This is a genomic window from Rahnella victoriana (genome assembly GCF_021276285.1).
Taxonomy (GTDB): domain Bacteria; phylum Pseudomonadota; class Gammaproteobacteria; order Enterobacterales; family Enterobacteriaceae; genus Rahnella; species Rahnella victoriana.
The window spans coordinates 514121-539862 of the sequence record NZ_CP089919.1 but is presented as its reverse complement, the minus strand read 5'-3'; the positions used below and the strand labels follow the sequence as shown (position 1 = coordinate 539862).

Annotated in this window: 25 protein-coding genes; 14 read left to right on the top strand and 11 right to left on the bottom strand. The window is 53.6% G+C overall.

What is annotated here, in order from left to right; all coding sequences use genetic code 11:
- Positions 1-6 precede the first annotated feature (6 nt).
- Positions 7-1431, top strand: a complete 1425-nt coding sequence (gene proY, locus J9880_RS02685; protein WP_205948387.1) for a proline-specific permease ProY — start codon at positions 7-9, stop codon at positions 1429-1431.
- Positions 1432-1570: 139 nt separating this feature from the next.
- Here proY and ggt read toward each other — a convergent pair whose 3' ends face one another.
- From ggt to J9880_RS02670, 3 genes are all read right to left on the bottom strand, one after another.
- A complete protein-coding gene (gene ggt, locus J9880_RS02680) occupies positions 1571-3322 on the bottom strand; it encodes a gamma-glutamyltransferase (RefSeq protein ID WP_195816780.1) in 1752 nt (583 codons plus the stop codon).
- Between the two features lie 255 nt (positions 3323-3577).
- Positions 3578-4180, bottom strand: coding sequence for a peroxiredoxin C (locus J9880_RS02675; protein ID WP_095924927.1), 603 nt, complete (start codon positions 4178-4180; stop codon positions 3578-3580).
- Positions 4181-4404: 224 nt separating this feature from the next.
- The gene (locus tag J9880_RS02670; RefSeq protein ID WP_095924928.1) at positions 4405-4986 is read right to left on the bottom strand and encodes an ACP phosphodiesterase; all 582 of its coding nucleotides are present in this window, start codon (positions 4984-4986) and stop codon (positions 4405-4407) included.
- A gap of 134 nt (positions 4987-5120) precedes the next feature.
- Between J9880_RS02670 and queA the strand changes: the two genes are divergently transcribed.
- The 5 genes from queA (at position 5121) to secF (ending at position 10780) form a co-directional block, all read left to right on the top strand.
- Positions 5121-6191 (top strand): tRNA preQ1(34) S-adenosylmethionine ribosyltransferase-isomerase QueA, encoded by a 1071-nt coding sequence (gene queA / locus J9880_RS02665; RefSeq protein ID WP_095924929.1) that lies wholly within the window; start codon positions 5121-5123, stop codon positions 6189-6191.
- A gap of 112 nt (positions 6192-6303) precedes the next feature.
- A complete protein-coding gene (gene tgt / locus J9880_RS02660; RefSeq protein ID WP_095924930.1) occupies positions 6304-7428 on the top strand; it encodes a tRNA guanosine(34) transglycosylase Tgt in 1125 nt (374 codons plus the stop codon).
- 162 nt (positions 7429-7590) lie between these two features.
- Positions 7591-7923 (top strand): preprotein translocase subunit YajC, encoded by a 333-nt coding sequence (gene yajC / locus J9880_RS02655; RefSeq protein WP_095924931.1) that lies wholly within the window; start codon positions 7591-7593, stop codon positions 7921-7923.
- Positions 7924-7950: 27 nt separating this feature from the next.
- Positions 7951-9798, top strand: a complete 1848-nt coding sequence (gene secD / locus J9880_RS02650; RefSeq protein WP_119826807.1) for a protein translocase subunit SecD — start codon at positions 7951-7953, stop codon at positions 9796-9798.
- Positions 9799-9808: 10 nt separating this feature from the next.
- Positions 9809-10780: a protein translocase subunit SecF gene (secF, locus tag J9880_RS02645; RefSeq protein WP_095924933.1), complete on the top strand. Its 972-nt coding sequence runs from the start codon at positions 9809-9811 to the stop codon at positions 10778-10780.
- Positions 10781-10848: 68 nt separating this feature from the next.
- Here secF and J9880_RS02640 read toward each other — a convergent pair whose 3' ends face one another.
- On the bottom strand, positions 10849-11412 hold the full coding sequence (locus J9880_RS02640) for a DUF3251 domain-containing protein (protein ID WP_131693515.1): 564 nt from the start codon (positions 11410-11412) through the stop codon (positions 10849-10851).
- A 160-nt stretch (positions 11413-11572) separates the two neighbouring features.
- On the opposite strand from J9880_RS02640, the gene nrdR reads away from it, so the two are divergent.
- The 6 genes from nrdR to pgpA all read left to right on the top strand — a co-directional run bounded on the left by nrdR (position 11573) and on the right by pgpA (position 15916).
- A complete protein-coding gene (nrdR, locus tag J9880_RS02635; RefSeq protein WP_015698341.1) occupies positions 11573-12022 on the top strand; it encodes a transcriptional regulator NrdR in 450 nt (149 codons plus the stop codon).
- A gap of 48 nt (positions 12023-12070) precedes the next feature.
- Complete coding sequence (gene ribD, locus J9880_RS02630) at positions 12071-13180, top strand: bifunctional diaminohydroxyphosphoribosylaminopyrimidine deaminase/5-amino-6-(5-phosphoribosylamino)uracil reductase RibD (protein ID WP_195817012.1); 1110 nt, start codon at positions 12071-12073, stop codon at positions 13178-13180.
- 123 nt (positions 13181-13303) lie between these two features.
- The gene (ribH, locus tag J9880_RS02625) at positions 13304-13774 is read left to right on the top strand and encodes a 6,7-dimethyl-8-ribityllumazine synthase (protein ID WP_095924936.1); all 471 of its coding nucleotides are present in this window, start codon (positions 13304-13306) and stop codon (positions 13772-13774) included.
- Positions 13775-13794: 20 nt separating this feature from the next.
- On the top strand, positions 13795-14208 hold the full coding sequence (gene nusB, locus J9880_RS02620; RefSeq protein ID WP_013576663.1) for a transcription antitermination factor NusB: 414 nt from the start codon (positions 13795-13797) through the stop codon (positions 14206-14208).
- 164 nt (positions 14209-14372) lie between these two features.
- Positions 14373-15359, top strand: a complete 987-nt coding sequence (gene thiL / locus J9880_RS02615) for a thiamine-phosphate kinase (protein ID WP_232770042.1) — start codon at positions 14373-14375, stop codon at positions 15357-15359.
- Positions 15360-15421: 62 nt separating this feature from the next.
- Positions 15422-15916: a phosphatidylglycerophosphatase A gene (gene pgpA, locus J9880_RS02610; RefSeq protein ID WP_095925292.1), complete on the top strand. Its 495-nt coding sequence runs from the start codon at positions 15422-15424 to the stop codon at positions 15914-15916.
- A 69-nt stretch (positions 15917-15985) separates the two neighbouring features.
- Here the strand turns inward: pgpA and J9880_RS02605 are convergent, their stop codons facing one another.
- The 4 genes from J9880_RS02605 to xseB form a co-directional block, all read right to left on the bottom strand.
- A complete protein-coding gene (locus J9880_RS02605) occupies positions 15986-16960 on the bottom strand; it encodes an aldo/keto reductase (RefSeq protein ID WP_095924938.1) in 975 nt (324 codons plus the stop codon).
- A gap of 183 nt (positions 16961-17143) precedes the next feature.
- A complete protein-coding gene (dxs, locus tag J9880_RS02600; RefSeq protein WP_095924939.1) occupies positions 17144-19006 on the bottom strand; it encodes a 1-deoxy-D-xylulose-5-phosphate synthase in 1863 nt (620 codons plus the stop codon).
- An 18-nt stretch (positions 19007-19024) separates the two neighbouring features.
- Positions 19025-19954, bottom strand: a complete 930-nt coding sequence (gene ispA, locus J9880_RS02595; protein WP_119826801.1) for a (2E,6E)-farnesyl diphosphate synthase — start codon at positions 19952-19954, stop codon at positions 19025-19027.
- Between the two features lie 5 nt (positions 19955-19959).
- Entirely contained in the window at positions 19960-20202 is a 243-nt protein-coding gene (gene xseB / locus J9880_RS02590; protein ID WP_095924941.1) for an exodeoxyribonuclease VII small subunit, read from the bottom strand.
- A 276-nt stretch (positions 20203-20478) separates the two neighbouring features.
- On the opposite strand from xseB, the gene thiI reads away from it, so the two are divergent.
- Positions 20479-21927: a tRNA uracil 4-sulfurtransferase ThiI gene (gene thiI, locus J9880_RS02585; protein ID WP_095924942.1), complete on the top strand. Its 1449-nt coding sequence runs from the start codon at positions 20479-20481 to the stop codon at positions 21925-21927.
- Between the two features lie 84 nt (positions 21928-22011).
- On the opposite strand, the gene yajL is transcribed toward thiI, so the two are convergent.
- Both yajL and panE read right to left on the bottom strand, forming a co-directional pair.
- Positions 22012-22620, bottom strand: coding sequence for a protein deglycase YajL (yajL, locus tag J9880_RS02580; RefSeq protein WP_131693513.1), 609 nt, complete (start codon positions 22618-22620; stop codon positions 22012-22014).
- Complete coding sequence (gene panE, locus J9880_RS02575) at positions 22583-23494, bottom strand: 2-dehydropantoate 2-reductase (protein ID WP_232770041.1); 912 nt, start codon at positions 23492-23494, stop codon at positions 22583-22585. The genes yajL and panE overlap by 38 nt, the downstream gene beginning before the upstream one ends.
- A 240-nt stretch (positions 23495-23734) precedes the next feature.
- Here panE and J9880_RS02570 point away from each other — a divergent pair, with 240 nt between their 5' ends.
- Positions 23735-24226 carry a YajQ family cyclic di-GMP-binding protein gene (locus tag J9880_RS02570; RefSeq protein WP_095924945.1) on the top strand — a complete coding sequence of 164 codons (492 nt, stop codon included), beginning with the start codon at positions 23735-23737 and terminating at the stop codon, positions 24224-24226.
- Between the two features lie 168 nt (positions 24227-24394).
- Here the strand turns inward: J9880_RS02570 and J9880_RS02565 are convergent, their stop codons facing one another.
- Positions 24395-25693 carry a Gfo/Idh/MocA family protein gene (locus J9880_RS02565; RefSeq protein ID WP_232770040.1) on the bottom strand — a complete coding sequence of 433 codons (1299 nt, stop codon included), beginning with the start codon at positions 25691-25693 and terminating at the stop codon, positions 24395-24397.
- Positions 25694-25742: the final 49 nt, after the last annotated feature.

Sequence of the window (25742 nt, the reverse complement as noted above, 5' to 3'; positions counted from 1 at the left end):
ATGCACATGCAGCAAGAAGCTGAACAACCAACCGCGCAGAATCAAGCGCCGGGCACGAAGTTAAAACGTGGCCTGACAACGCGCCATATCCGCTTTATGGCACTGGGATCAGCCATCGGAACCGGTCTGTTTTATGGCTCGGCAGATGCCATCAAAATGGCCGGACCGAGCGTATTGCTGGCGTATCTGGTCGGCGGGATCATCGCGTTTATCATCATGCGCGCGCTCGGTGAGATGTCTGTTAACAACCCGCAAAGCGGTTCGTTTTCACGTTACGCTCAGGATTATCTCGGCCCGATGGCGGGTTACATCACCGGCTGGACCTACTGTTTCGAAATCCTGATTGTCGCCATCGCGGATGTGACGGCATTCGGTATTTATATGGGCGTCTGGTTCCCGGATGTACCGCAATGGACCTGGGTGCTCAGCGTGGTGCTGATCATCGGCGCGATCAATCTGGTCAGCGTGAAAGTGTTCGGTGAGCTGGAGTTCTGGTTCTCCTTCTTCAAAGTCCTGACCATCATCATCATGATCGTGGCAGGCTTTGGCATTATCTTCTGGGGCATCGGCAATGGCGGTCAGGCGACCGGTATCCACAATCTGTGGAGCAACGGCGGCTTCTTCAGTCAGGGTATTATGGGGACGATCCTGTCGCTCCAGCTGGTGATGTTTGCTTACGGCGGCATTGAGATTATCGGCATCACCGCCGGTGAAGCTGAAGATCCGAAAAAATCCATTCCGAAAGCGATCAACTCCGTACCGCTGCGTATTCTGGTGTTTTACGTGGGTACGCTGTTTGTGATCATGTCTATTTTTCCCTGGAATCAGGTGGGCACGCAGGGCAGTCCGTTTGTACTGACCTTCCAGCATATGGGCATTACGGCGGCGGCGACCATTCTGAACTTTGTGGTGATCACCGCGTCGCTTTCGGCCATTAACAGTGATGTATTCGGCGTGGGCCGTATGCTGCACGGTATGGCAGAGCAGGGACAGGCACCGAAAATGTTCAGTAAGGTATCGCGTCTGGGGACGCCGTGGGTCACCGTGCTGGTGATGATGGCGGCGCTGCTGGTGGCGGTTTACCTGAACTACATCATGCCGTCTAACGTGTTCCTGGTGATCGCGTCTCTGGCGACCTTCGCAACTGTCTGGGTGTGGATTATGATCCTGTTCTCCCAGATTGGTTTCCGTCGCAAGCTGAGCAAACAGCAGGTTAAAGAACTTGAGTTCCCGCTGCGTGGCGGTGTTTACACCTCCGTGTTCGGTATCATTTTCCTGGTGTTCATCATTGGCCTGATTGGTTACTTCCCGGATACCCGTATTTCGCTGTACGTCGGGATGGTGTGGGTTGTGGCGCTGCTGGTCGGTTATGCCTTTAAACTGCGCAATGACCGCAAAAAACAAGCGCTGGCGCTGAACAACAAAGCGTAAGCAAGCACTTACCTTCCGGTAAAGAAAAGCCCCCGGGATCTGATGATCCCGGGGGCTTTTTGCTGTTTATACATTTTATTAACCCACTCGTTCGGGCTATATCAAGGCGGCAACGCAGAGACAGCCCGAAGGATGGCGGTTAATAACCGATGGCGGCACCAGCGGGGCGTCGCACATCATTCGCGCCATACAGATAACCTTCGCGAACCTTGCCGGACACCGCAGAGTCATTGCCTGAGTTCGCTGATGTCACGCCAGCAGCCCCCGGTAATCCCACCATAATCAGCTCTGTCGCGCCCCACGGCGTCTGTTCAACCATTTTGTAACCCATCTTCTGCAGGATGTTCAGGCTGTCCTGAGAAACGCCGCGCTGCTCGTAATACACTTCATCCGGCAGCCACTGATGGTGAATACGCGGCGCATCGACCGCTTCCTGTGGTGCCATGCCGTAATCAATGACATTCAGCGCCGCCTGCAAGGTGATGGTGATAATGCGTGAACCGCCCGGCGAACCCAGCACCATGAAGATCTTACCGTCTTTGGTCACCAGACTCGGGCTCATAGACGATAGTGGGCGCTTACCGGGGGCGATGGCATTTTTGGTTCCCTGCACCAGACCGTAGAGGTTTTTCTCGCCGACTTTGGTGGTGAAATCATCCATTTCGTCATTGAGGAAGAAACCGGTACCCGGCGCAATCACCACCGAACCAAAGCGGCCATTGACCGTATAAGTGGTGGACACGGCGTTGCCCAGGTTATCGACAATAGAATAATGCGTGGTTTCCGGCTTTTCATGCGGTTCCATACCCGGCTGAACTGCCGTGGACGGCGTGGCTTTATCCGCTTCTATTTTCTTACGGATTTCATCGGCATAGCTTTTACTGACCAGACGGTCGATCGGGTTTTTCACAAATTCCGGATCGCCGAGATAAGTATTGCGGTCCATATAGGCATGACGCATGGCTTCGGTGAGGACGTGAAGCGAAGCCGCGGAGTTGAAGCCCATGCTTTTCAGGTCATAGCCTTCGACAATATTGAGAATTTCACACATCGTCACGCCGCCGGAGCTTGGCGGGGGCGCTGAGACGAATTTATACCCGCGATAGCTGCATGAAATCGGTGTGTCTTCGGTGACTTTATAGTTCGCGAAATCCGCTGCCGTCAGGATGCCGCCGCCTTTTTTGGAGGCCGCTTCTACCGCCGCCGGGATGTCGCCTTTGTAGAATGCATCCGGTCCGTGTTGAGAAATGGATTCCAGCGTGTTGGCTAAATCGGTTTGCACCAGTTTGTCGCCCGGTTGCAGCGGACTGCCGTCTTTACGCAGGAAAATACGCGCGGCTTCAGGGTCTTCTTTGAAGCGTTTCACCGTGGTATCAAGAATATCGGTATCGGCGCGGGTCAGTACAAAGCCCTGACGGGCGAGTTTAATCGCCGGTGCCATCACCTGCTGACGCGTCAGTTTGCCGTATTCCTTTTGCACGGTATCCATGCCCAACACGGTACCCGGCACGCCTGCGGCGAGATAGCCGTACAGGCTGGCACCTTTTTTCACGTTGCCGTCGGCATCCAGATACATATTGGCGCTGGCCGCCGCCGGGGCGGTTTCGCGGAAGTTGATGAATGTGTCCTTGCCATCAGCAAGATGCACCGTCATGAAGCCTCCGCCGCCGATATTGCCACAGCATGGGTTGACGACCGCCTGCGCATAGCCAACAGCCACGGCAGCATCGATGGCATTGCCGCCCATTTTCAGAATATCCACGCCGACCTGAGAGGCCAGATATTGCGAGGTGACGACCATGCCGTTTTTGGCTTCAACCGCAGGATTCGACGCGGCGTACAGCGGGAGACTGGTCAGCATGGCCAGCGCGATGAGTGATTTCCGTAACATAGGGGCTCCTGTTTATTACCCTGTCTTATGAGTCATAACCTTCAGGTTATTGTGTGATAACGCTTTTTTGTGATTTCAGTCCGACAATGTTTATGCAATCGGCACGCCAGAATGACGCGGTCAGACCGTTTTCAGCGTAGACGCAAAAGAGGCAATACGAGGAGCGGGAAGGGGAAAATGTGATCGTGCCGGATGGCAGGCAAAAAAAACGGCCAGCGAGGCTGACCGTTATTGACCTTTACATCCGTGAAGGGATTACAGGTTTGATGCGTTTTCTGTCAGGTATTTAGCCACGCCGTCCGGAGATGCGCCCATACCTTTTTTGCCTTTTTCCCACTGAGCCGGGCACACTTCGCCGTGCTCTTCGTGGAATTGCAGTGCGTCAACCATACGCAGCATTTCGTCGATGTTACGACCCAGTGGCAGATCGTTCACTACCTGGTGACGAACAACGCCTTCTTTGTCGATCAGGAAAGAGCCGCGCAGTGCAACGCCAGCGTCCGGATGTTCGATACCGTAGGCTTTCTGAATTTCGCGTTTGATGTCAGCAACCATCGCGTATTTAACAGGACCGATACCGCCTTTCTCAACAGGGGTGTTACGCCATGCGTTGTGAACGAACTCGGAGTCGAAGGACACACCGACAACTTCTACGCCACGTTTCTGGAATTCTTCGTAACGGTGATCGAAAGCGATCAGCTCAGAAGGACATACGAAAGTGAAGTCCATTGGCCAGAAGAAGATAACAGTAGGTTTGCCTGCAGTGTGTTTTTTGAAGTTGAAGTTTTCAACTACTTCGCCGCTACCGAGAACTGCTGCTGCGGTGAAGTCAGGGGCTGGACGAGTTACCAGAACCATAATATTACTCCTTATGAAACCCTTACGGGCGTCGTAGGTGAGAAGGAAGGGTGAACAAAACGACTGCCAGTATAGGGGCAACCCTCGGGTGAATAAACCCCATCGCACCAATCAATCAGATAGCATCCGGCTATCAGTCTTTGACGTAAGTCCCATACTTTTTTAACAACAACCTTTTGGATTGCAGGGAAATGTGGCGTATTTCACAAAATTCGCCGGATGTTTCAGAGCTGGCGGTCTTTGGCCTGTTGCATCATGACCGGATAAAACTGCCAGAACAGTTGCTCCAGGGCGTCGTAATTGAGTTCGATATCATGAAATGAGCCGGTCAGCGCGCTCAGCTTTGGTCGCCGGTTAGCCATACCGCGTAACACATTGCCGATAAAAGGCAGCGCGGCATACCGTTCCATCCAGCGTTCCGGCCATAAATACGCATTCAGATTTTGGAAACGTTCCGGCATGTCAGGCAACTGCGGTTCGATTTCCTGCTGGCAGGCCTCAAGAAAATCTTCCAGCGATTGCTGAGGATGAAGGGTGGACCAGTGACGTGAGAGAAAGTGATCCCAGACGACATCAAGGGTGATCGGCGCGACGCGGCGAAAATCCTCACGAAAATAGCTGCGGGCAATTTTCACTTCCGGCAGCGCATCGGTCATGGTATCTACGCGACGGTGCATGCGGATGCCGCTGACGATTTCAGCAGAAAACTGACCGTCAGGATTGCCGCGAACGAAGTCTGCCAGCAGGTTGCCGGTCAGCGAGCTTCCGGCCAGCGAGGCCAGATGGAGATGGGCTAAAAAATTCATTCGCGAAGTATAACGCAGGAAAGTTGATCTCTGACAGGGCAGCGGATGCCTTTATTGACGCAGATGCTTGCAGGGGATGCCCCGTCCCACTAGACTAAGCCGCCTGTTTTTGTCGTTAAGTGAAGTGAAAAGCCATGCGTGTTGCCGATTTTTCTTTTGAACTCCCTGAATCCCTGATTGCCCGCTATCCGCAGACCCAGCGCAGCGGCTGTCGTTTGTTGTCTCTGGACGGGCCGGGCGGTGAGTTAACGCACGGCGTGTTCACCGACATTCTCGATAAAATTCATCCCGGCGATTTGCTGGTATTCAACAATACCCGCGTGATCCCGGCCCGCGTGTTTGGCCGTAAGGTCAGCGGCGGTAAAATTGAAGTGCTGGTTGAGCGTGTGCTTGATTCGCACCGCGTACTGGCGCATGTGCGTGCGTCCAAATCGCCAAAACCGGGTGCTGAACTGCTGCTCGGTGATAAAGAAGACATTAAAGCCACGATGGTGGCGCGCCACGATACGTTGTTCGAGCTGGAATTTAATGAAGACCGTGATGTCTTTACTCTGCTCAACGAAATCGGCCACATGCCGCTGCCGCCGTATATTGATCGTCCCGATGAAGATGCTGACCGTGAACTGTATCAGACCGTGTACAGCGAACGTCCGGGTGCGGTAGCCGCGCCCACCGCTGGCCTGCATTTCGATGAGCCGCTGATGGATGCGCTGAAAGCGAAAGGTGTGGAATTTGCTTTCGTCACGCTGCACGTGGGCGCCGGGACGTTCCAGCCGGTTCGTGTGGACACCATCGAAGACCACATCATGCACGCTGAGTATGCCGAAGTGCCTCAGGACGTGGTGGATGCCGTTCTGGCCTGTAAAGCGCGCGGGAATAAAGTCGTCGCCGTAGGCACCACGTCTGTGCGTTCGCTGGAAAGCGCGGCCAAGGCCAGTGAAGATGCGCTGATTGCGCCGTTCTTTGGCGATACCAAGATTTTCATTTATCCGGGCTATCACTATCAGGTGATTGATTCCCTGATCACCAATTTCCACCTGCCTGAATCAACGCTGATCATGCTGGTGTCGGCGTTTGCCGGCTATAAAAATACGATGAATGCCTATCATCAGGCCGTCGCAGAGCAGTACCGTTTCTTCAGTTATGGCGATGCGATGTTCATCAACCGTAACCCGCTGGCGCCGCAGGAAGTGGTCGGCCAGTAACGATTTTTGTAACTATCGGCCCGGTCGCACTCGGTGCATCCGGGCTTTCTTTTCCGGGCGTCATGCCACGGACTTAACCTCATCAGACTGTTTCTCTGATGCTGGAGGCAATGTGAAGTACGAATTAAGCACTACCGATGGCCGCGCACGCCGCGGGCGTCTGGTCTTTGAACGTGGCGTGGTCGAGACGCCGGCATTTATGCCGGTGGGCACTTACGGCACCGTAAAAGGCATGACCCCGGAAGAAGTGAAAGAGACCGGCGCACAGATTTTACTGGGCAACACTTTCCACCTGTGGCTGCGCCCGGGTCAGGAGATCATGAAACTGCATGGCGACCTGCACGATTTCATGAACTGGCACGGTCCGATCCTCACCGATTCCGGCGGCTTCCAGGTGTTCAGCCTGGGTGCGATGCGTAAAATCAAAGAAGAGGGTGTGCATTTCCGCAACCCGATCAACGGTGATCCGGTCTTCCTGAGCCCGGAAAAATCCATGGAGATCCAAAACGATCTGGGCTCCGACATCGTGATGATCTTCGACGAATGTACGCCATATCCTGCTGACTGGGATTACGCAAAACGCTCGATGGAGATGTCTTTGCGCTGGGCAAAACGCAGCCGCGATCGCTTCAACGAATTGAATAATAAGAATGCTTTGTTCGGGATTATTCAGGGAAGCGTTTACGAAGATTTACGAGATGTATCATTAAAAGGGCTGGTAGATATCGGCTTTGATGGTTACGCTGTGGGCGGCCTGGCAGTCGGCGAGCCTAAGGAAGACATGCACCGTATTCTGGAGCACGTTTGTCCGCAAATTCCGGAAGACAAACCTCGTTATCTGATGGGCGTCGGTAAACCGGAAGATCTGGTGGAAGGCGTACGTCGCGGCATCGACATGTTCGACTGCGTGATGCCAACGCGCAATGCGCGCAATGGTCATCTTTTCGTGACCGACGGTATCGTGAAAATCCGAAATGCGAAGCATAAAGATGACACGTCAACGCTCGACGAGCACTGTGATTGCTACACATGTCGCAATTATAGCCGTGCCTACTTGCATCATCTCGACCGTTGCAACGAAATTCTGGGTGCGCGGCTGAATACGATCCACAATCTGCGCTATTACCAGCGTCTGATGGCCGGTTTACGTCAGGCTATCGAAGAGGGTAAATTAGACGCGTTTGTGACAGACTTCTATGAGCGTAAAGGCAAACCGGTTCCGCCTTTAAACTTCTGATTTCTTTCTCGCGTCGGCATCTTCGAAAGGGGGTGCCGATTTTATAATTTCTTGGGCCGGCATTATGGGGTATTGTGCGAGACGTTTCATCGCCAGACTCCGGGTCGGATCCCGGGTTAGTTTTACATCAATTTGCTTCACAACAACAATGAGGGAAGTTAAATGAGTCTTTTCATTTCCGATGCAGTCGCAGCGACCGGCGCACCGTCACAGGGAAGTCCTTACTCTCTGGTCATCATGCTGGTGGTCTTTGGTCTGATTTTCTATTTCATGATCTTGCGCCCGCAGCAGAAACGTACGAAAGAACACAAAAAACTGATGGACTCTATCGGTAAAGGTGATGAAGTTATGACCAGCGGTGGCCTGATCGGTCGCGTAACCAAAGTATCCGAAACCGGCTACGTGGTTATCGCACTGAACGACACTAACGAAGTGATGATTAAACGTGACTTCGTGGCAGCTGTTCTGCCAAAAGGCACGATTAAGTCTATCTAATTTTCGATTTTCCCGAAGGGAACTGCCGTGTTAAACCGTTATCCTGCGTGGAAGTATCTGATGTTGATCGTCGTGATCATCGTCGGGCTGCTTTATGCACTTCCCAACCTTTATGGTGAGGATCCGGCTGTTCAAATCACTGGTGCTCGGGGTTCCGACGCCAGTGAAGCAACGCTGGACCAAGTCCGTAATGTATTAGATCAAAGCAAAATCCAGATCAAATCAGTTGCTCTGGAGAATGGCGCTATTCTTGCCCGTTTCAAAGACACGGATGTACAACTTCGTGCACGTGAAGCGCTGACTGAAGCGCTGGGCGATAAGTTTGTTATTGCACTGAACCTTGCACCGGCAACGCCGCGCTGGTTGAGTATGCTGGGCGCTGAGCCGATGAAGCTGGGCCTCGATTTACGTGGTGGTGTGCACTTCCTGATGGAAGTGGATATGGATACCGCGTTAACCAAGCTGCAAGAACAAACGATGGACAATATGCGCAGTGATCTGCGCGACAAGAATATTCCTTATGCCACGGTGCGTAAGCTCGACAACTATGGCGTTGAAGTGCGTTTCCGCGATGCTGCTACCCGTGATTCTGCGGTCAGCTACCTGAGCCCACGTCACCGCGATTTAGTGATCACCAACAGCGGCGACAATGCCGTCAAAGTGGTGATGACTGATGCTCGCCTGAGTGAAGCTCGCGAGTATGCCGTTCAGCAAAACATCACCATCCTGCGTAACCGTGTTAACCAACTGGGTGTCGCCGAGCCGCTGGTACAGCGTCAGGGTGCTGACCGTATCGTGGTTGAGCTGCCGGGTATTCAGGATACTGCGCGTGCCAAAGAAATCTTAGGCGCGACTGCGACACTGGAATTCCGTCTGGTTAACACCAATGTGGACGCTTCAACTGCCGCGACCGGTCGTGTACCGGGTGACAGTGAAGTGAAAAACATGCGTGATGGCCGTCCGGTTGTGCTGTACAAGCGCGTGATCCTGACCGGTGACCACATCACTGATTCCACATCCAGTATGGATGAATACAATCAGCCGCAGGTTAACATCTCTCTCGACAGCGCTGGCGGTAACGCCATGTCTAACTTCACCAAGGACAACATCGGCAAACCGATGGCGACCCTGTTCGTGGAGTACAAAGACAGCGGTAAGAAAGATGCCAATGGCCGTTCGATTCTGGCGAAACAGGAAGAAGTCATCAACGTGGCGACTATTCAGTCACGTCTGGGTAACAGCTTCCGTATCACCGGGGTGAACGATCCGAATGAAGCCCGTCAGCTCTCTCTGCTGCTGCGTGCCGGGGCGTTGATCGCGCCAATTCAGATTGTTGAAGAACGCACCATCGGCCCGACCTTAGGGATGGAAAATATCAAGCAAGGTCTGGAAGCCTGTCTGGCAGGACTTGTGGTCTCAATTATCTTCATGCTGTTCTTCTATAAGAAGTTTGGCCTGATTGCGACCTCTGCGCTGATTGCTAACCTGGTGCTTATTGTTGGGATCATGTCTCTGATACCAGGGGCAACACTCACCATGCCGGGTATAGCGGGTATCGTATTAACCCTTGCCGTAGCGGTTGATGCCAACGTACTGATTAACGAACGTATTAAAGAAGAACTTAGTAACGGACGTACAGTACAGCAGGCTATTGATGAAGGTTACAAAGGCGCGTTCAGCTCCATTTTTGATGCCAACGTCACGACGCTAATCAAGGTCATCATCCTGTATGCCGTCGGCACCGGGGCAATTAAAGGCTTTGCGATTACAACCGGTATTGGTGTAGCGACGTCCATGTTTACCGCAATCGTCGGTACCCGTGCCCTCGTAAATCTGTTGTACGGCGGCAAGCGCATCAAAAAGCTGTCTATCTGAGGAGTGCGTTGTGGCACAGGAATATACTGTTGAACAATTAAACCACGGCCGTAGAGTCTATGACTTTATGCGCTGGGATTACTGGGCTTTCGGTATCTCTGGTTTCCTGTTGATCCTTTCTATCGCGATTATCGGTGTGAAAGGTTTCAACTGGGGTCTGGATTTCACCGGCGGTACGGTCATTGAAATCTCGCTGGAAAAACCTGCGGATTTGGACGTGATGCGCGCTTCGCTTGAGAAAGCAGGCTTTGCAGAACCGCTGGTACAGAATTTTGGTAGCAGTCGTGACATCATGGTTCGTATGCCCCCGACTAAGGGTGAAACAGGCGGCCAGGAACTGGGTGCTAAAGTTCTTAGCGTGATTAACGAAACGACCAGCCAGAATGCTCTGGTAAAACGTATCGAGTTCGTGGGTCCAAGCGTAGGGGCCGATTTGGCGCAAAATGGTGCTATGGCACTGTTAGTGGCATTGATCGCTATCTTGGTTTACGTCGGTTTCCGCTTCGAGTGGCGTCTGGCAGCTGGTGTGGTTATCGCGCTGGCTCACGACGTTGTGATCACCATGGGTGTGCTCTCGTTGTTCCATATCGAGGTTGACCTGACCATCGTCGCATCGTTGATGTCGGTTATCGGTTACTCGCTTAACGACAGCATCGTTGTATCGGACCGTATTCGTGAGAACTTCCGCAAGATCCGTCGCGGGACGCCTTACGAAATCTTTAACGTGTCGTTGACCCAGACGTTGCACAGAACATTAATCACATCCGGTACCACGTTAGTCGTGATCCTGATGCTGTATTTGTTTGGTGGTGCATTACTGAGTGGTTTCTCACTGACCATGTTGATTGGTGTTTCAATCGGTACGGCTTCATCGATTTACGTGGCGTCCGCGCTGGCTCTGAAACTGGGCATGAAGCGTGAACACATGTTGCAGCAAAAAGTGGAAAAAGAAGGCGCCGATCAGCCTTCAATTCTTCCTTAAGCTACCCGTGTGAAAGCCATAAAAAACCCCGCATTGCGGGGTTTTTTTTTATCTGCGGTTCGCTGTGCTTACGGCGCGACGACGGGCTGCGTCTGCGGGATCGCCACGATATTATGCAGATGAACGAACCCCAGCGTATCCACCGTCACCTGATTAAACTTCACGTCGACGGTTTTCAGCGGCCCCGGCAGCAGATCGGGTTCCACGGTAATGGTCTGGGTTTGCATGTCGACGGTCAGCGGTTTGCCGGTCACCGGATCCAGCTGTCCCCAGCTGACTGACGCGGTAAACGGCGGCAATGGCTGACCGGCGTTGTTTTTGATTTCCAGTACCGCCTGGACACCGCTGGCATCCGGCGCGACGCGGGTCAGCTGAACACTGAGTTCGCCGATGTCACTTTTCAGCAGCGCGGCACTTTTGGCCGCCGGTAACAAATAGACACCATTATTTGACTGGCGGTTGAGGGTGGTTTGTTGCTCCAGCGCGGTGGCTAAATCAGTCAGGCGTTGCAGCTTTTGATTCAGCTGGCCGACTTCCGTTTTCAGCTCGGGCATTGGTGAGTTTTGCGTCGCACAGCCCGTCAGGCTGACAAACGCAGCGCAGGCCAGTAACAGGCGCGGGTGTTTAGTCATATCAGAGACTTCCTTTCATCTGCCCGTTGAAACATTCCGTCCGGGCACCCATATCGATAGCTAAGTTTAACCCGATGTCGATGAAAGTAGCGACAGCCTTTGTTGTCGGCACACTTCGGGTTAAACTAATGTCCAATTGAGTTCGCGATCAGGAAGTGCTATGCATTGCCCATTTTGTGCCGCTGTTGATACTAAAGTCATCGATTCCCGCCTGGTAGGCGACGGATCGCAGGTTCGCCGTCGCCGTCAGTGCCTGGTGTGCCATGAACGTTTCACCACCTTTGAAGTGGCGGAACTGGTGATGCCGCGCGTCATTAAAAGCAATGAAGTCCGTGAACCCTTCAACGAAGACAAACTACGCGGCGGATTCCTGAAAGCACTGGAAAAACGCCCCGTCAGTTCTGATGACGTGGAGACCGCCATCAGCCACATTAAGTCACAATTACGCGCGACTGGTGAACGTGAGATCCCTGCCAAAATGATTGGCAATCTGGTGATGGATGCCCTGAAGGGGCTGGATAAAGTCGCCTATATCCGTTTCGCGTCGGTGTATCGCAGCTTCGAAGATATCCGTGAATTTGGTGAAGAGATCGCCCGCCTTCAGGACTGAGGAAAGTTGATGTTGCCCGAACAGCCTGCTGAACCACAATCTGCTGAATTGCATTCCGATGAACGCTATATGGCGCGCGCTTTCGAACTGGCGCGTCGCGGGCGTTTTACCACCACCCCGAATCCCAATGTCGGTTGTGTCATTGTATTGAATGGCGAAATCGTCGGTGAAGGCTATCATTTGCGTGCCGGTGAACCGCATGCCGAAGTCCACGCCTTGCGCATGGCCGGTGACAAAGCAAAAGGGGCGACAGCGTATGTGACGCTGGAGCCTTGCAGCCACCACGGGCGCACGCCGCCTTGTGCTGATGCGTTGCTGGCAGCGGGTATCACCCGCGTGGTCGCCGCGATGCAGGATCCTAATCCGGAAGTGGCGGGGCGCGGGTTGTACCGCCTCAAACAAAACGGCGTGGATGTCAGCCACGGGCTGATGCATCCGCAGGCCGAAGCGGTGAATCTGGGTTTCCTGAAACGCATGCGCACCGGTTTTCCTTACGTGCAGCTTAAAATGGGCGCGTCTCTGGATGGCCGGACGGCGATGGCCTCTGGCGAAAGTCAGTGGATCACCTCGGCGGCGGCCCGTGCGGATGTTCAGCGTTTTCGTGCCGAAAGCTCGGCGATACTCAGCACCAGTGCCACCGTGCTGGCGGATAATCCTTCACTGAATGTGCGCTGGAGCGAACTGGGCAGCGACGTACAGGCAATTTATCCCGAAGATAATCTGCGCCAGCCGCTGCGCATTATTCTCGACAGTCAGAACCGTGTGACGCCACAGCATCAGCTGGTGAATCTGCCCGGTGAGGTGTTGCTGGCACGGCTGGAAACAGATAATCAGATCTGGCCGGAGTCCGTCGAACAATGGCGTGTGGCTGAGCGCGATAACCGTATTGATCTGGTTCTGCTGATGATGCAGCTGGCGAAACGTCAGATAAACGCCATCTGGGTCGAAGCGGGTGCTCAACTGGCGGGTGCCTTATTACAAGCCGGTCTGGTTGATGAATTAATCGTTTATATGGCGCCTAAGTTATTGGGTAATAATGGCCGCGCGCTGTGTGACCTGCCCGGGCTGCAACATCTGGCCGATGCGCCGGAATTCGTTTTCAGCGATATCCGTCAGGTTGGCCCGGATTTACGTTTGCGCCTGAAACCAGTGTACTGAGAATTTTACTCCTCCCTGCGGAATGGCTTTAAAAGCGCATGTCCAGACAGGGTAATTTTATGATAGAATCCGCCCCCCTGCGGCTGGGGTTGAGAAACTCCTGAACCCACTTTAAGGAAAACTATGAACGTTATCGAAGGTGTTGTAGCCACGCCTAACGCGCGCGTAGCGATCGCGATTGCTCGTTTTAACAATTTTATCAACGACAGCCTGCTTTCCGGCGCTGTTGATGCGTTGAAACGTATTGGTCAGGTCAGCGATGACAACATCACCGTAGTCTGGGTCCCTGGCGCATACGAATTGCCTCTGGCAACCCGTGCACTGGCTGAAAGCGGTAAGTTTGACGCGGTGGTTGCACTTGGCACCGTGATCCGCGGGGGCACTGCCCACTTTGAATTTGTAGCGGGCGAATGCAGCTCTGGCCTGTCCAGCGTTGCCATGAACAGCGAAATCCCGGTTGCCTTTGGTGTGCTGACCACAGAAAGCATTGAACAAGCCATCGAACGCGCAGGGACAAAAGCCGGTAACAAAGGTGCAGAAGCTGCACTGACCGCGCTTGAAATGATTAATGTTATCAAGGCTATTAAGGCCTGAATCTAGTTAAGGGGAAATCCGTGAAACCTGCTGCTCGTCGCCGCGCCCGTGAATGTGCCGTTCAGGCGCTTTACTCCTGGCAGTTGTCGAAAAATGACATCGCCGATGTTGAATTAGAATTCCTGACCGAGCAGGATGTCAAAGACGTAGACATTGCCTATTTCCGCGAACTGCTGGCTGGTGTAGCAAACAGTGCTGAGAAACTTGACGCACTGATGGCGCCATACCTGTCCCGCCAGCTGGATGAACTGGGCCAGGTGGAAAGAGCGATTTTGCGTCTGGCTCTGTTTGAGCTGAGCAAACGCCAGGACGTTCCTTACAAAGTGGCGATCAACGAAGCGATCGAGCTGGCGAAAACCTTCGGCGCCGAAGACAGCCACAAGTTCGTCAACGGTGTGCTGGATAAAGCAGGTCCGCATATTCGTAAAAAGTGATCGTCAAAAAGAGTCAGCCCCGGTCACAAATGGCGACAGTCATTTTGGCTGATTTCTGGCTCTGTTGATAATCTGGTGATGTCACCCTGTTTATCCTTTGTGTGACACCCTTCTTAAGGCCGGATTTCCGGCCTTAAGTCATTCTAACGATTTGGAAATGTACTATGGCATGCGGCGAATTTGATGTTATCACTCGCTACTTTAACCGGTTCAGAACCGCCCGACAGGATGTGCATTTGGGCATTGGTGATGATTGTGCCTTACTGACGGTTGGCGAGAAGCAGCTATTAGCAGTCAGCACCGATACTCTTGTTGAAGGCATCCATTTTCTCAAAACGATTTCACCGGCCGATCTGGGCTATAAAGCCCTGGCGGTTAACCTGAGCGATCTGGCCGCCATGGGCGCGGATCCGGCCTGGGTTTCACTGGCACTGACGTTGCCGGAAGTGAACACGGACTGGTTGCAGGCATTCAGCGACAGTCTGTTTGAACAGCTCAATTATTACGGCATGCAGCTGATTGGCGGCGACACCACACGCGGCCCGCTGAGCATGACGTTAACCATTCAGGGTCTGGTGCCCGCGGGTCGTGCGTTAACCCGCTCCGGTGCCGGGATTGGCGACTGGATCTTCGTCACCGGAACGCTCGGTGACAGTGCCGCAGGGCTGGCCATTCTGCTGGAACAGCTGAGCGTGGCCGATACCGATACGCGTGAATTCTTGCTCAAACGTCATCTGCGCCCTACGCCGCGTGTTCTGCAGGGGCAGGCGCTGCGCGATTTAGCGACATCCGCTATCGATCTGTCTGACGGGCTGATTTCCGATCTTAAACATATACTGAATGCCAGCGAATGCGGTGCACGGCTCGATGTGGATACTCTCCCGTTATCGGCTGCGTTAACGCAGGTCACCGACCCTGAGCAGGCGCTGAAATGGGCACTGACCGGGGGTGAGGACTATGAACTTTGCTTCACGGTGCCGGAAATTAACCGGGGCGCGGTGGACGCGGCGCTGAGCCATCTGGGCATCGACTTTACCTGTGTCGGTCAGATTGCGCCGCTTTCAGAAGGGATCAAGTTTATGCGTTCAGGCGTACCGGTGGAACTGGAATGGCATGGGTTTGACCACTTTGCCGGAGAGGAACTGTTGTGAATATAGGCCGTAAAAAACGCCCGGCAGGGTACAAAGGAAAAACCGGTGATCCGGTTCAGGACATGGCCGCCGCCAAAAAACGTCTGGATTTACGCAATCCGTGGCATTTACTGGCCACCGGTTTTGGCAGCGGTTTATTCCCTGTCGGCCCCGGTACCGCAGGCTCGGTCGCCGCGATCCCGTTCTGGATTGTCATGACCTACCTGCCGTGGCAGGTCTATTCCATGATCGTCATGTTCAGTATTTGTATCGGGGTATATCTGTGCCGCCAGACAGCACGCGACATGCGGGTGCATGATCACGGCAGTATTGTCTGGGATGAATTTGTCGGTATGTGGATCACCCTGATGGCGATCCCGGTGAATGACTGGCGCTGGGTATTAATCGGTTTTATCGTTTTCCGCGTGCTGGATATCTGGAAACCCTGGCCGATCCGCTGGTTTGACCGTAACGTGCAGGGCGGAATGGGCATCATGATTGATGACGTGGTAGCCGGTGTACTGGGTGCGGCGATTATCTATCTGATCGGGCATCACTGGCCGCTGGGTCTGTTCTGATCCGTGTCAGAAAGTCATCAAAAAGGCGTTGCCGGGTTTCCCTGACAACGCCTTTTTTACGATCTGATATTACTGGAAACCGGTCGCCTGATGCGGCACGTAAGCCATTTCCAGCTCGGCGATCTCCTCAACAGAGAGTTTAACCTCCAGTGCCGCGATAGCATCTTCCAGATGAGCAGGGCGGGAAGCACCAATGATTGGCGCGGTCACCACATGTTTGCTCAGGATCCACGCCAGTGCGATTTGCGCACGCGGTACGCCATGATCTTCCGCGATTTTCCCCACTCGCTCGGCGATTTTCCCGTCGGCCTCATCGGTGGCGTCATACAGCGTTTTGGCGAAATTATCAGAAACCGAACGTGCGGTAGTTTCTCCCCACGGACGGGTCAGTTTACCGCGCGCCAGCGGGCTCCACGGCAATACCGCAATGTTCTTTTCCAGACACAGCGGATACATTTCATTTTCTTCTTCACGCTGGATCAGATTGTATTGATCCTGCATCGACACAAAACTTGCCCAGCCGTTTTGCTCAGAGACATCCAGAGCCTGTTTAAACTGATGGGCGTGCATTGATGAGGCTCCGATAAAGCGCGCTTTACCCGCTTTCACGACGTCATTCAGTGCTTCCAGCGTCTCTTCAATCGGTGTGTCGTAATCCCAGCGATGGATTTGCAGCAGGTCGACATACTCCATGCCGAGACGGCGCAGACTGTCGTCGATGGATTGCATAATCGAGGCGCGGGAAAGCCCCGGTTTTAAGCCGGTAACAGCGTTGTACACTTTGGTCGCCACGACAATGTCATCGCGTTTCGCGAAATCCCGCAGGGCGCGACCGACGATTTCCTCACTGCTGCCGTCAGAATAGCTGTTGGCCGTATCAAAGAAATTGATCCCGGCATCCAGCGCTTGCTGAATAATCGGGCGGCTGCTCTCTTCCGGCAGAGTCCAGGCGTGCGTGCCGCGATCCGGTTCGCCAAACGTCATACAACCCAGACACAGCTTCGAAACTTTTAATCCGGTTTTTCCCAATGTGGTGTATTGCATAGCATTTCTCCATTGCGGTTTGTGTGGCTATCTGATTGTTTTTAATCGATAACCAAACTAGCAGAACATGATGAAAATGGTTCGCACGCTAAAACTGTAGCTTACAGAACGGCAGGAACGTGTGACAGAGAAGGAAATCAGAGAGGAAAATCCCCTCTTTCAGGCAGAAAGAGGGGAGAACAATCAGGCCAGCCAGTCGGTGATCTGGCGGTCAATGCCTTCGGCATCCAGCCCGACATCGTGACGAATTTCTTCCTGTGTGCCTTGCGGAACAAAGCTGTCCGCCAGACCGATATTCAGCACCGGCACCAGAATACGTTTAGACATCAGCAGTTCATTCACCCCGCTGCCTGCACCGCCCATGATGGCGTTTTCTTCCAGTGTCACCAGCACTTCATGACTGGCAGCCAGTTCCTGAATTAACGCTTCATCCAGCGGTTTCACAAAGCGCATATCCACGACGGTGGCATTGCGTTTTTCCGCTGCCGCCAGGGCTTCCGGTAACAATGTCCCGAAGTTAAGAATAGCGACTTTTTCGCCTTCACGGCGCACCACGCCTTTGCCTATAGGCAATGAAGCCAGCGGTTCACAACTGGCGCCCGTCCCGTTGCCACGCGGATAACGCACGGCAACCGGCCCGCTGTTGTGGTGATAACCGGTATGCAGCATCTGGCGACATTCATTTTCATCGCTTGGCGTCATGATGGTCATGTTCGGGATACAGCGCAGGAAGGAGAGGTCGAACGCGCCCTGATGCGTTTGTCCGTCCGCGCCGACAATGCCGCCGCGATCGATCGCAAACAGCACCGGCAGATTCTGGATCGCCACGTCGTGAATAACCTGATCATACGCACGTTGCAGGAACGTCGAGTAGATCGCCACGATCGGCTTGTACCCGCCAATCGCCAGACCGGCGGCAAAGGTCACGGCGTGTTGCTCGGCAATCGCCACATCGAAATATTGCTGCGGGTATTCGCGCGAGAAACGCACCATACCCGAGCCTTCACGCATCGCGGGCGTCACCGCCATCAGCTTGCTGTCTTTCGCGGCGGTTTCGCACAACCAGTCTCCGAAAATCTTCGAATACGTTGGCAGACCTTCTTTGCTTTTCGGCAGGGTACCGGAAGCCGGATCGAATTTCGGCACCGCATGGAAACTGATCGGGTCTTTTTCGGCTGGCTCGTAGCCTTTGCCTTTTCTGGTCATGATATGCAGTAACTGCGGGCCTTTCAGGTCGCGCATGTTTTTCAGTGTCTGCGCCAGCGCCATCACGTCATGACCGTCTACCGGCCCGATATAGTTGAAGCCGAGCTCTTCAAACAACGTCCCCGGCACCATCATGCCTTTCAGATGTTCTTCGGTACGACGCACCAGCTCTTTGATCGGAGGCAGGCCGGACAGGACTTTCTTACCGCCTTCACGCAGACGTGAATAGAGTTTGCCGGACAACAGTTGGGCCAGATGATTGTTCAGCGCGCCGACGTTTTCTGAAATCGACATCTCGTTGTCGTTGAGGATCACCAGCATGTCAGGTTTGATGTCGCCCGCGTGGTTCATCGCTTCAAACGCCATACCGGCGGTGATCGCGCCGTCACCAATCACACAGACGGTGCGGCGGCCTTTGCCTTCACGTTCAGCCGCCACGGCCATGCCCAGACCGGCACTGATGGACGTCGATGAGTGACCGACGGACAGCGTGTCGTATTCGCTTTCACCACGCCACGGGAACGGGTGCAGGCCGCCTTTCTGGCGGATAGTCGAAATACGATCACGGCGACCGGTGAGAATTTTGTGCGGATAGGCCTGATGGCCGACATCCCAGACAACGTGGTCAAACGGCGTGTTATAGACGTAATGCATCGCCACGGTCAGTTCAACCGTCCCGAGACCGGAAGCAAAGTGTCCGCTGGACTGGCTGACGCTGGCCAATAAATATTGGCGCAGCTCATCGCAGAGCCTCGGCAGGCTCTCTTTAGGGAGCGAACGGAGATCTTCAGGATCCTCCGCCAGCGCCAGTGTCGGGTATTTGGCTAATTCAAGACTCATCAGTTGCTCATAGTAAGTTTAATTATCGCGTTCAATGACAAAGCGGGCTAACGCGAGAAGTGGCGCGGTGTTGTAAGAGCGTGCCGCGAGCTGATCCAGCGCGGCAACGGCTTCCTGATACAGATCCGCGGCCTTGGCTTTTGCACCGTCCAGCCCCAGCAGGGCAGGGTACGTGCTTTTACCAAGCTGCTGATCAGCGCCCTGACGTTTACCGAGCGTGGCGGTATCACCTATTACATCCAGAATATCGTCCTGAACCTGGAACGCTAAGCCAATGGCCTGAGCGTAGTTATCCAGTATCGGTAAAACGGCACGGCCGGTTTCCCCGGCAGCCAGCGCGCCCATGCGCACGGCAGCGCGGATCAGCGCACCGGTTTTGTGACGATGAATTTTTTCCAGTGCGGCGAGATCAACCTGATGACCTTCCGCCGCTAAATCCAGTGCCTGACCGCCGCACATTCCGCTTGCTCCGCTGGCGCGTGCCAGTTCGGAAACCATCGCCAGACGATCTTTCACCGCAACATCCGGCATCTCGCTGTCAGCCAGAATGGAGAAAGCCAGGGTCTGCAGGGCATCGCCCGCCAGAATCGCATTGGCTTCGCCAAATTTAATGTGACAGGTTGGCTGACCACGGCGCAAATCGTCGTCGTCCATGGCCGGTAAATCATCGTGGATCAGTGAATACGCGTGGATGCATTCCACAGCCGCCGCCGGGGCATCAAGATTTTTCAAATCAAGGCTGAATAACTGGCCGCTGGCGTAAACCAGATACGGGCGCAGGCGTTTGCCGCCCAGCAGCGCACCGTAGCGCATGGCCTCAACCAGTGGCAAATCTGCCAGCGGCTGAGCGCTGACATACGCCGTTAATGCCTCATCGACACGCTTTTGCATCTTGCGCAAGTCGTGCGTAAACCCGTCGATGGAAGAGGGAGAGATCGCTTCAGACATGCCAGTTACTCAGCTTCCGGGGTGAAAGGCGTCAGCGGCGCATCGTTATCACTGTCGAGCAGGATCTGGACGCGTTGCTCTGCCTGCTGCAGCTTTTGTTGCCCCTGACGTGCCAGCTGGACGCCTTGCTCAAATTCAGTGAGAGCCTCTTCCAGAGGCAACTCGCCGGATTCGAGGCGGGAAACGATCTGTTCCAGTTCGGCCAGAGCCGTTTCAAAATTGGCAGGTGGTGCAGATTTTTTTGGCATAATTCTCTTTTAATATCGTTGATCAGAATGGATGATCGAAGTACTGAAGCGGCAGAGTCAGCGCTCAGCCTCAAGAGACATTCCTGTTCAGCATGACATCTGCTGTCGGGTTTTGTGCACAGAGTACCCATTTTAAGTGATATACTCTGCGCCGCAGATATTATTGCTAAGCCCAATGTGACACAGAACCAACATTTGGCTTAGCAATAATAGGATCCTAGATCCTTATTCAGCGACTTACTACCCCGTTTTTTCACCCGCTAACAAAAGACTGCCATGAAGTTTATCATTAAATTGTTCCCTGAAATCACCATCAAGAGCCAATCTGTGCGTTTGCGCTTCATTAAGATCCTCTCAAGCAGCATTCGCAATATCGTGCGACCGCATGATGAGACGCTGGCCGTGGTCCGCCACTGGGATCATATCGAAGTTCGCAGCAAAGACGAAAGCAAACACGACCTGATCCAGGAATTGCTCTGTCGCATTCCCGGCATCCGTTATGTCGAGGAAGTGGAAGACCGTCCTTATACTGACGTTCACCACATTTTCGAGCAAACGCTGGAAGCCTATCGTGCTGAAGTGGAAGGGAAAACCTTCTGCGTGCGTGTTAAACGTCGCGGTAAACATGACTTCACGTCCACGGAAGTGGAACGTTACGTCGGCGGCGGCCTGAATCAGCACATCGAATCGGCAAAAGTCAGCCTGAAAGATCCGCAGGTGACGGTGAAACTGGAAATTAATGACGATCAGCTGGTGCTGGTGAAAAGCCGTCTCGAAGGTCAGGGCGGTTACCCGATTGGCACGCAGGAAGATGTACTGTCACTGATTTCCGGCGGTTTCGACTCCGGCGTATCCAGTTATATGCTGATGCGTCGCGGCTGTCGTGTGCATTACTGCTTCTTTAACCTCGGTGGTGCGGCGCATGAAATCGGTGTGAAACAGGTCGCGCATTATCTGTGGAACCGGTTTGGCAGCTCGCACCGTGTGCGTTTTATCGCCGTGGATTTTGAGCCGGTCGTGGGTGAAATCCTCGAAAAAATCGAAGACGGTCAGATGGGCGTGGTGCTGAAACGCATGATGGTGCGTGCGGCGTCAGCCATTGCTGAGCGTTATGGCGTGCAGGCGCTGGTGACCGGCGAAGCGCTGGGACAGGTTTCCAGCCAGACGCTGACTAACCTGCGTCTGATTGATAACGTTTCTGACACGCTGATCCTGCGTCCGCTGATTTCTCACGATAAAGAGCACATCATCAAGATTGCCCGTGAGATCGGTACGGAAGATTTTGCGAAAACCATGCCGGAATATTGCGGTGTGATTTCGAAAAGCCCGACGGTGAAAGCGGTGAAAGCGAAGATTGAAGCCGAAGAAGCCATGTTCGATTTCAATGTTCTGGATAAAGTGGTCAGCGAAGCGCGAAACGTCGATATCCGTGAAATTGCCACCCAGGCGGCAGAAGTGGTGCCGGAAGTGGAAACTGTCGCGGAGTTCACTTCAACTGACATCGTTCTGGATGTGCGCGCACCGGATGAAGTGGAAGCGCAGCCGCTGGCACTGGAGAACGTCGAAGTGAAGCCGTTAGCGTTCTACAAGCTGGCGACGCAGTTTGGCGATCTGGACCAGAGCAAAACGTATCTGCTGTATTGCGACCGTGGCGTAATGAGCCGTTTGCAGGCGCTGTATCTGAAAGAACAGGGCTTCGATAACGTGAAAGTGTATCGCCCGTAACACGCGGTCCTTATATATAAAAAAGGGGTTTAGCAATGCTGAGCCCCTTTTTGTTTGCTCAAATTATTGTCGGGATCTTGTGGCTCAGGATTCCCGTGCGCCTTCATCGGTATAGTTATAAATTCCCGGCGCGAGCACCAGCTGTGCGGCAATCTCTGCGGCTTTGGCTTTGCCCAGCAACAAATCGATAATCTTCAGGGCGAATTCCATCGCCGTGCCCGGCCCCTGACTGGTCAGCAGATTGACGCGCGGATCAAAGATCACCCGGCGATCAGACCATTTGTTCGGGTCGATTTTATCTTTTAAGCCCGGAAAACCGGTCATATTCCCGACCGGGAACAGGTCGTGGTACTCGAGCACCAGCGCAGTTGCAGCGCAGATGGCCGCGACGATTTTACCGCTGACGTGCATCTGACGGACTTTTTCCACCAGCAGCGGACTGTCACTGAAACAGGTTGCGCCGCCCAGCCCCCCGGGCAGCACGATCACGTCATGTTCGTCATCCGCAACATCCACCAGCGCAGTATCAGCCAGAATACGCACGCCGCGAGAACAGCGGATCTCCAGATTGCCATCGCCTGCGACGCTGGCGGTGGTCACGTTAATGCCCGCTCGCACCAGCAAATCAATCACGGTGACGGCTTCAATTTCTTCGCTACCAGGTGCCAGGCAGACCAGAACCGATGCGCTCATAATCGTTTTCCTTTCTCTTAATCTGTTCAAATAAACGGGTATTGACCGGCAGACTCAGGCCGAATTTTCGCCCGCGACGCAAGACATAGCCGGTGATGTAATCAATTTCGGTATGACGCTGACTGCGGATGTCCTGCAACATCGAGGAATGATTGGCCGAGGTGGAATCAATCACCTGATACACAAAACTGAGCAGCGATTCATTGTGAATTTCAACGCCTTCAATCGCCATCACCTGCGCCACTTCCTGACAGATCTGCTCAATCTGACCGGCATACGCCAGCAAATCGCCATTGGTGCAGTCGTATAACGCGGTCAGCGGATTGATGACACAGTTCACCGCCAGCTTGTTCCACAGCGACGGTTTAATGTTGTCATGCCACGCCACGTCGGGTAAGGCATTGTGCAGCGTGTCGGCCAGCGAACTCAGTGCCGCACCGCGCGGTGTCACCGGCCCGATGTGTGTCGCACCGGCCGCCACATGGACAATGGCGTTGCCTTCATGACGTGCCGCGTGGGTCGTGGCACCCTGTAAAATGGCCAGCCGGTTCGCCGGTAACTCATCAACGGTGCCCATGCCATTATGCAGCAATAATATGGCGCAATTATCATTGAGCATTGGCATCAGGGCGCTGACCGCGCCGGAAACCTGCCACGCCTTGAGCGTGACCAGCAGTAATTCGCTTTGTGCCAGATGTTCCGGGTCGTTAGTCGGCATATTGCGGTTGAAAGCCATGCCTTCCGGTGAGATCACGTTGACGGCACAAAAAGGCTGCGGAATACGCACCCAGCCCTGAACGTCGTGGCCTTGCTGATAAAGAGCAGAAAGCCAAAGTTGTCCCAGTGCACCGCAACCCAGTACTGTTATTTTCATTGTGCCTCCCGGGAGTTGTGGCGAAATCCGCCCACCAGACCGGTTGTAGAAAGAATATTCTGCTGTCCGGTTATCTTATTAGTATAGACATTTGTGCTGCGCATCACATTTTCACCTGCACTTTTTGACCATCGGGGCATTTTATGTTCGGTGCTTTGCTGTTGTTTGGCATCGACGGTTGAAGGCGGTATTATGCACGCCATATAACGTGCAATACAAAAACTACAGGGAGAAGCGATTATGCCGTCTTTTGACATTGTTTCCGAAATCGACATGCAGGAAGTGCGCAATGCCGTGGAAAATGCCAGCCGTGAACTGCAAACCCGCTGGGATTTCCGCAACATTCCTGCCAGCTTCGATCTCAATGAGAAAAACGAGAGCATCAAAGTGGCCAGCGAATCAGATTTTCAGGTAAACCAGCTGGTCGATATTCTGCGTGAGAAACTGGCCAAACGGGGTATTGAAGGCGGGGCGCTGGAAATTCCTGAGCAGATGGATCACAGCGGTAAAACCTACAGCGTTGACGCCAAACTGCATTCCGGCATTGAATCCGCGCTGGCGAAGAAAATCGTCAAGCTGATTAAAGACAGTAAAATCAAAGTGCAGGCGCAGGTGCAGGGCGACGAAGTGCGCGTCACCGGTAAAGCGCGTGATGATTTGCAGGCCGTGATGGCGCTGGTTAAGAAAGGTGATCTTGGCCAGCCCTTCCAGTTCAAGAATTTCCGCGACTAAATAGCCTTCGTTCTTTGAACGGCAGATGCGTTGGCTGCATTCAGTAACCCGAATCACTTACTCCAGTAAGCTCATCGGGTTCCTTCATTTGCCGCCTTCCTGCAGCTCAAATTACTTGGCTCTTTGCAATTAAGATCGGGACGCAAATGCGTCCCTTTTTTATGGCGGTTACTTCCGTTGGCGCAGTCTTTTCACCAGTTCGAAGTCTTTAAAGTAAACCGGTTTATCATGCTGCATCGACAGATTTCCGGCGATACCGGTCAGGATCGACATCGCTCCGGCGCGGTGATCGGCGGCGCGTTGTAACGGATCGTGTTTACGTTCGCCAAACAGATCCTCCAGCATGGCGTTATCGCCGCCGCCGTGACCGCCTTCTCCCAGCTGGAATTCGGCCTTCCAGGGTTCGGCAAATAACGGATAAACGGTGATTTCAGCTTTCTCAATGCTGCCTTCGTTTTCGCGTTTACCCCCGGCATTCACGTAAGACATCTCGACGATTTTCATTTCAATGCGGCCCCGGGTGCCGTTGAATACCACGTTCAGGCCTTCCCACGGCAGATAGGCGTTCAGCGAATAGGTCAGCTGCACTTTGTTCTGATATTTCACCAGCACTGAGAGCGTGTCCTCAATACTGATACCGTCGCTGAATACGCTCTGATCACGGAAGTAGTTATCTTCATGCTCCGCATCCAGATACAGCGCTTTGAGCTGGGCGTTATCGGCCATATGCAGAGCAAACGGATCGTTCTGTGCCTGCGGATAACAATGCGCCCGTGGATAAAACTGAGTGACGCCCCGCTTCTCGGCATTCTCTTTACCGTAAAAACGCAGATCGCCCTGGGCATAGACTTTCTCCGGCGTGCTGTTGAGCCAGAAATTCATCAGGTCAAAATGATGGGTGGATTTATGCACCAGCAGACCGCCGGAATTTCGTTTTTCGCGGTGCCAGCGGCGGAAATAATCGGCGCCATGTTCGGTATTCAGCAGCCATTCAAAATGCACGGAAAGCACTTCCCCAATGGTGTCCTGCATCAGCAGTTCGCGCATTTTGCTGTGATGCGGGGCGTAGCGGTAATTGAACGCTACCCGCACCTGATAGCCGGTGGCATCGACGGCATCGAGAATGCGCAAAGCTCGCGGCTCATCAATGGTCATCGGTTTTTCAGTAATGACGTCGCAACCGGCGTGCAGGGCGCGAACGATGTAATCGTCATGCGTGCGATCCATGCTGGTGACAATCACGATATCGGGTTTAGTTTCATCGAGCATCGCATTGAAATCAGTCGCTTTCCAGGTGGATACCGGGGCGACGCCGTTCTGCTCCAGTTGCCGGTTCGCATAATCCATTCGCGTCTGGTTTGTATCACAGAAGGCCACAAATTTTGCGTTGTGGCGGTACTTGCCGGTGATCGCTTCAATGTATAAACCCGAGCGTCCGCCGGTGCCAACGAGAGCATATGTTTTCATGAGATCCTCAAAAGGCCCGAAAGCCGTCATCACTGACAAAAATTTTTGT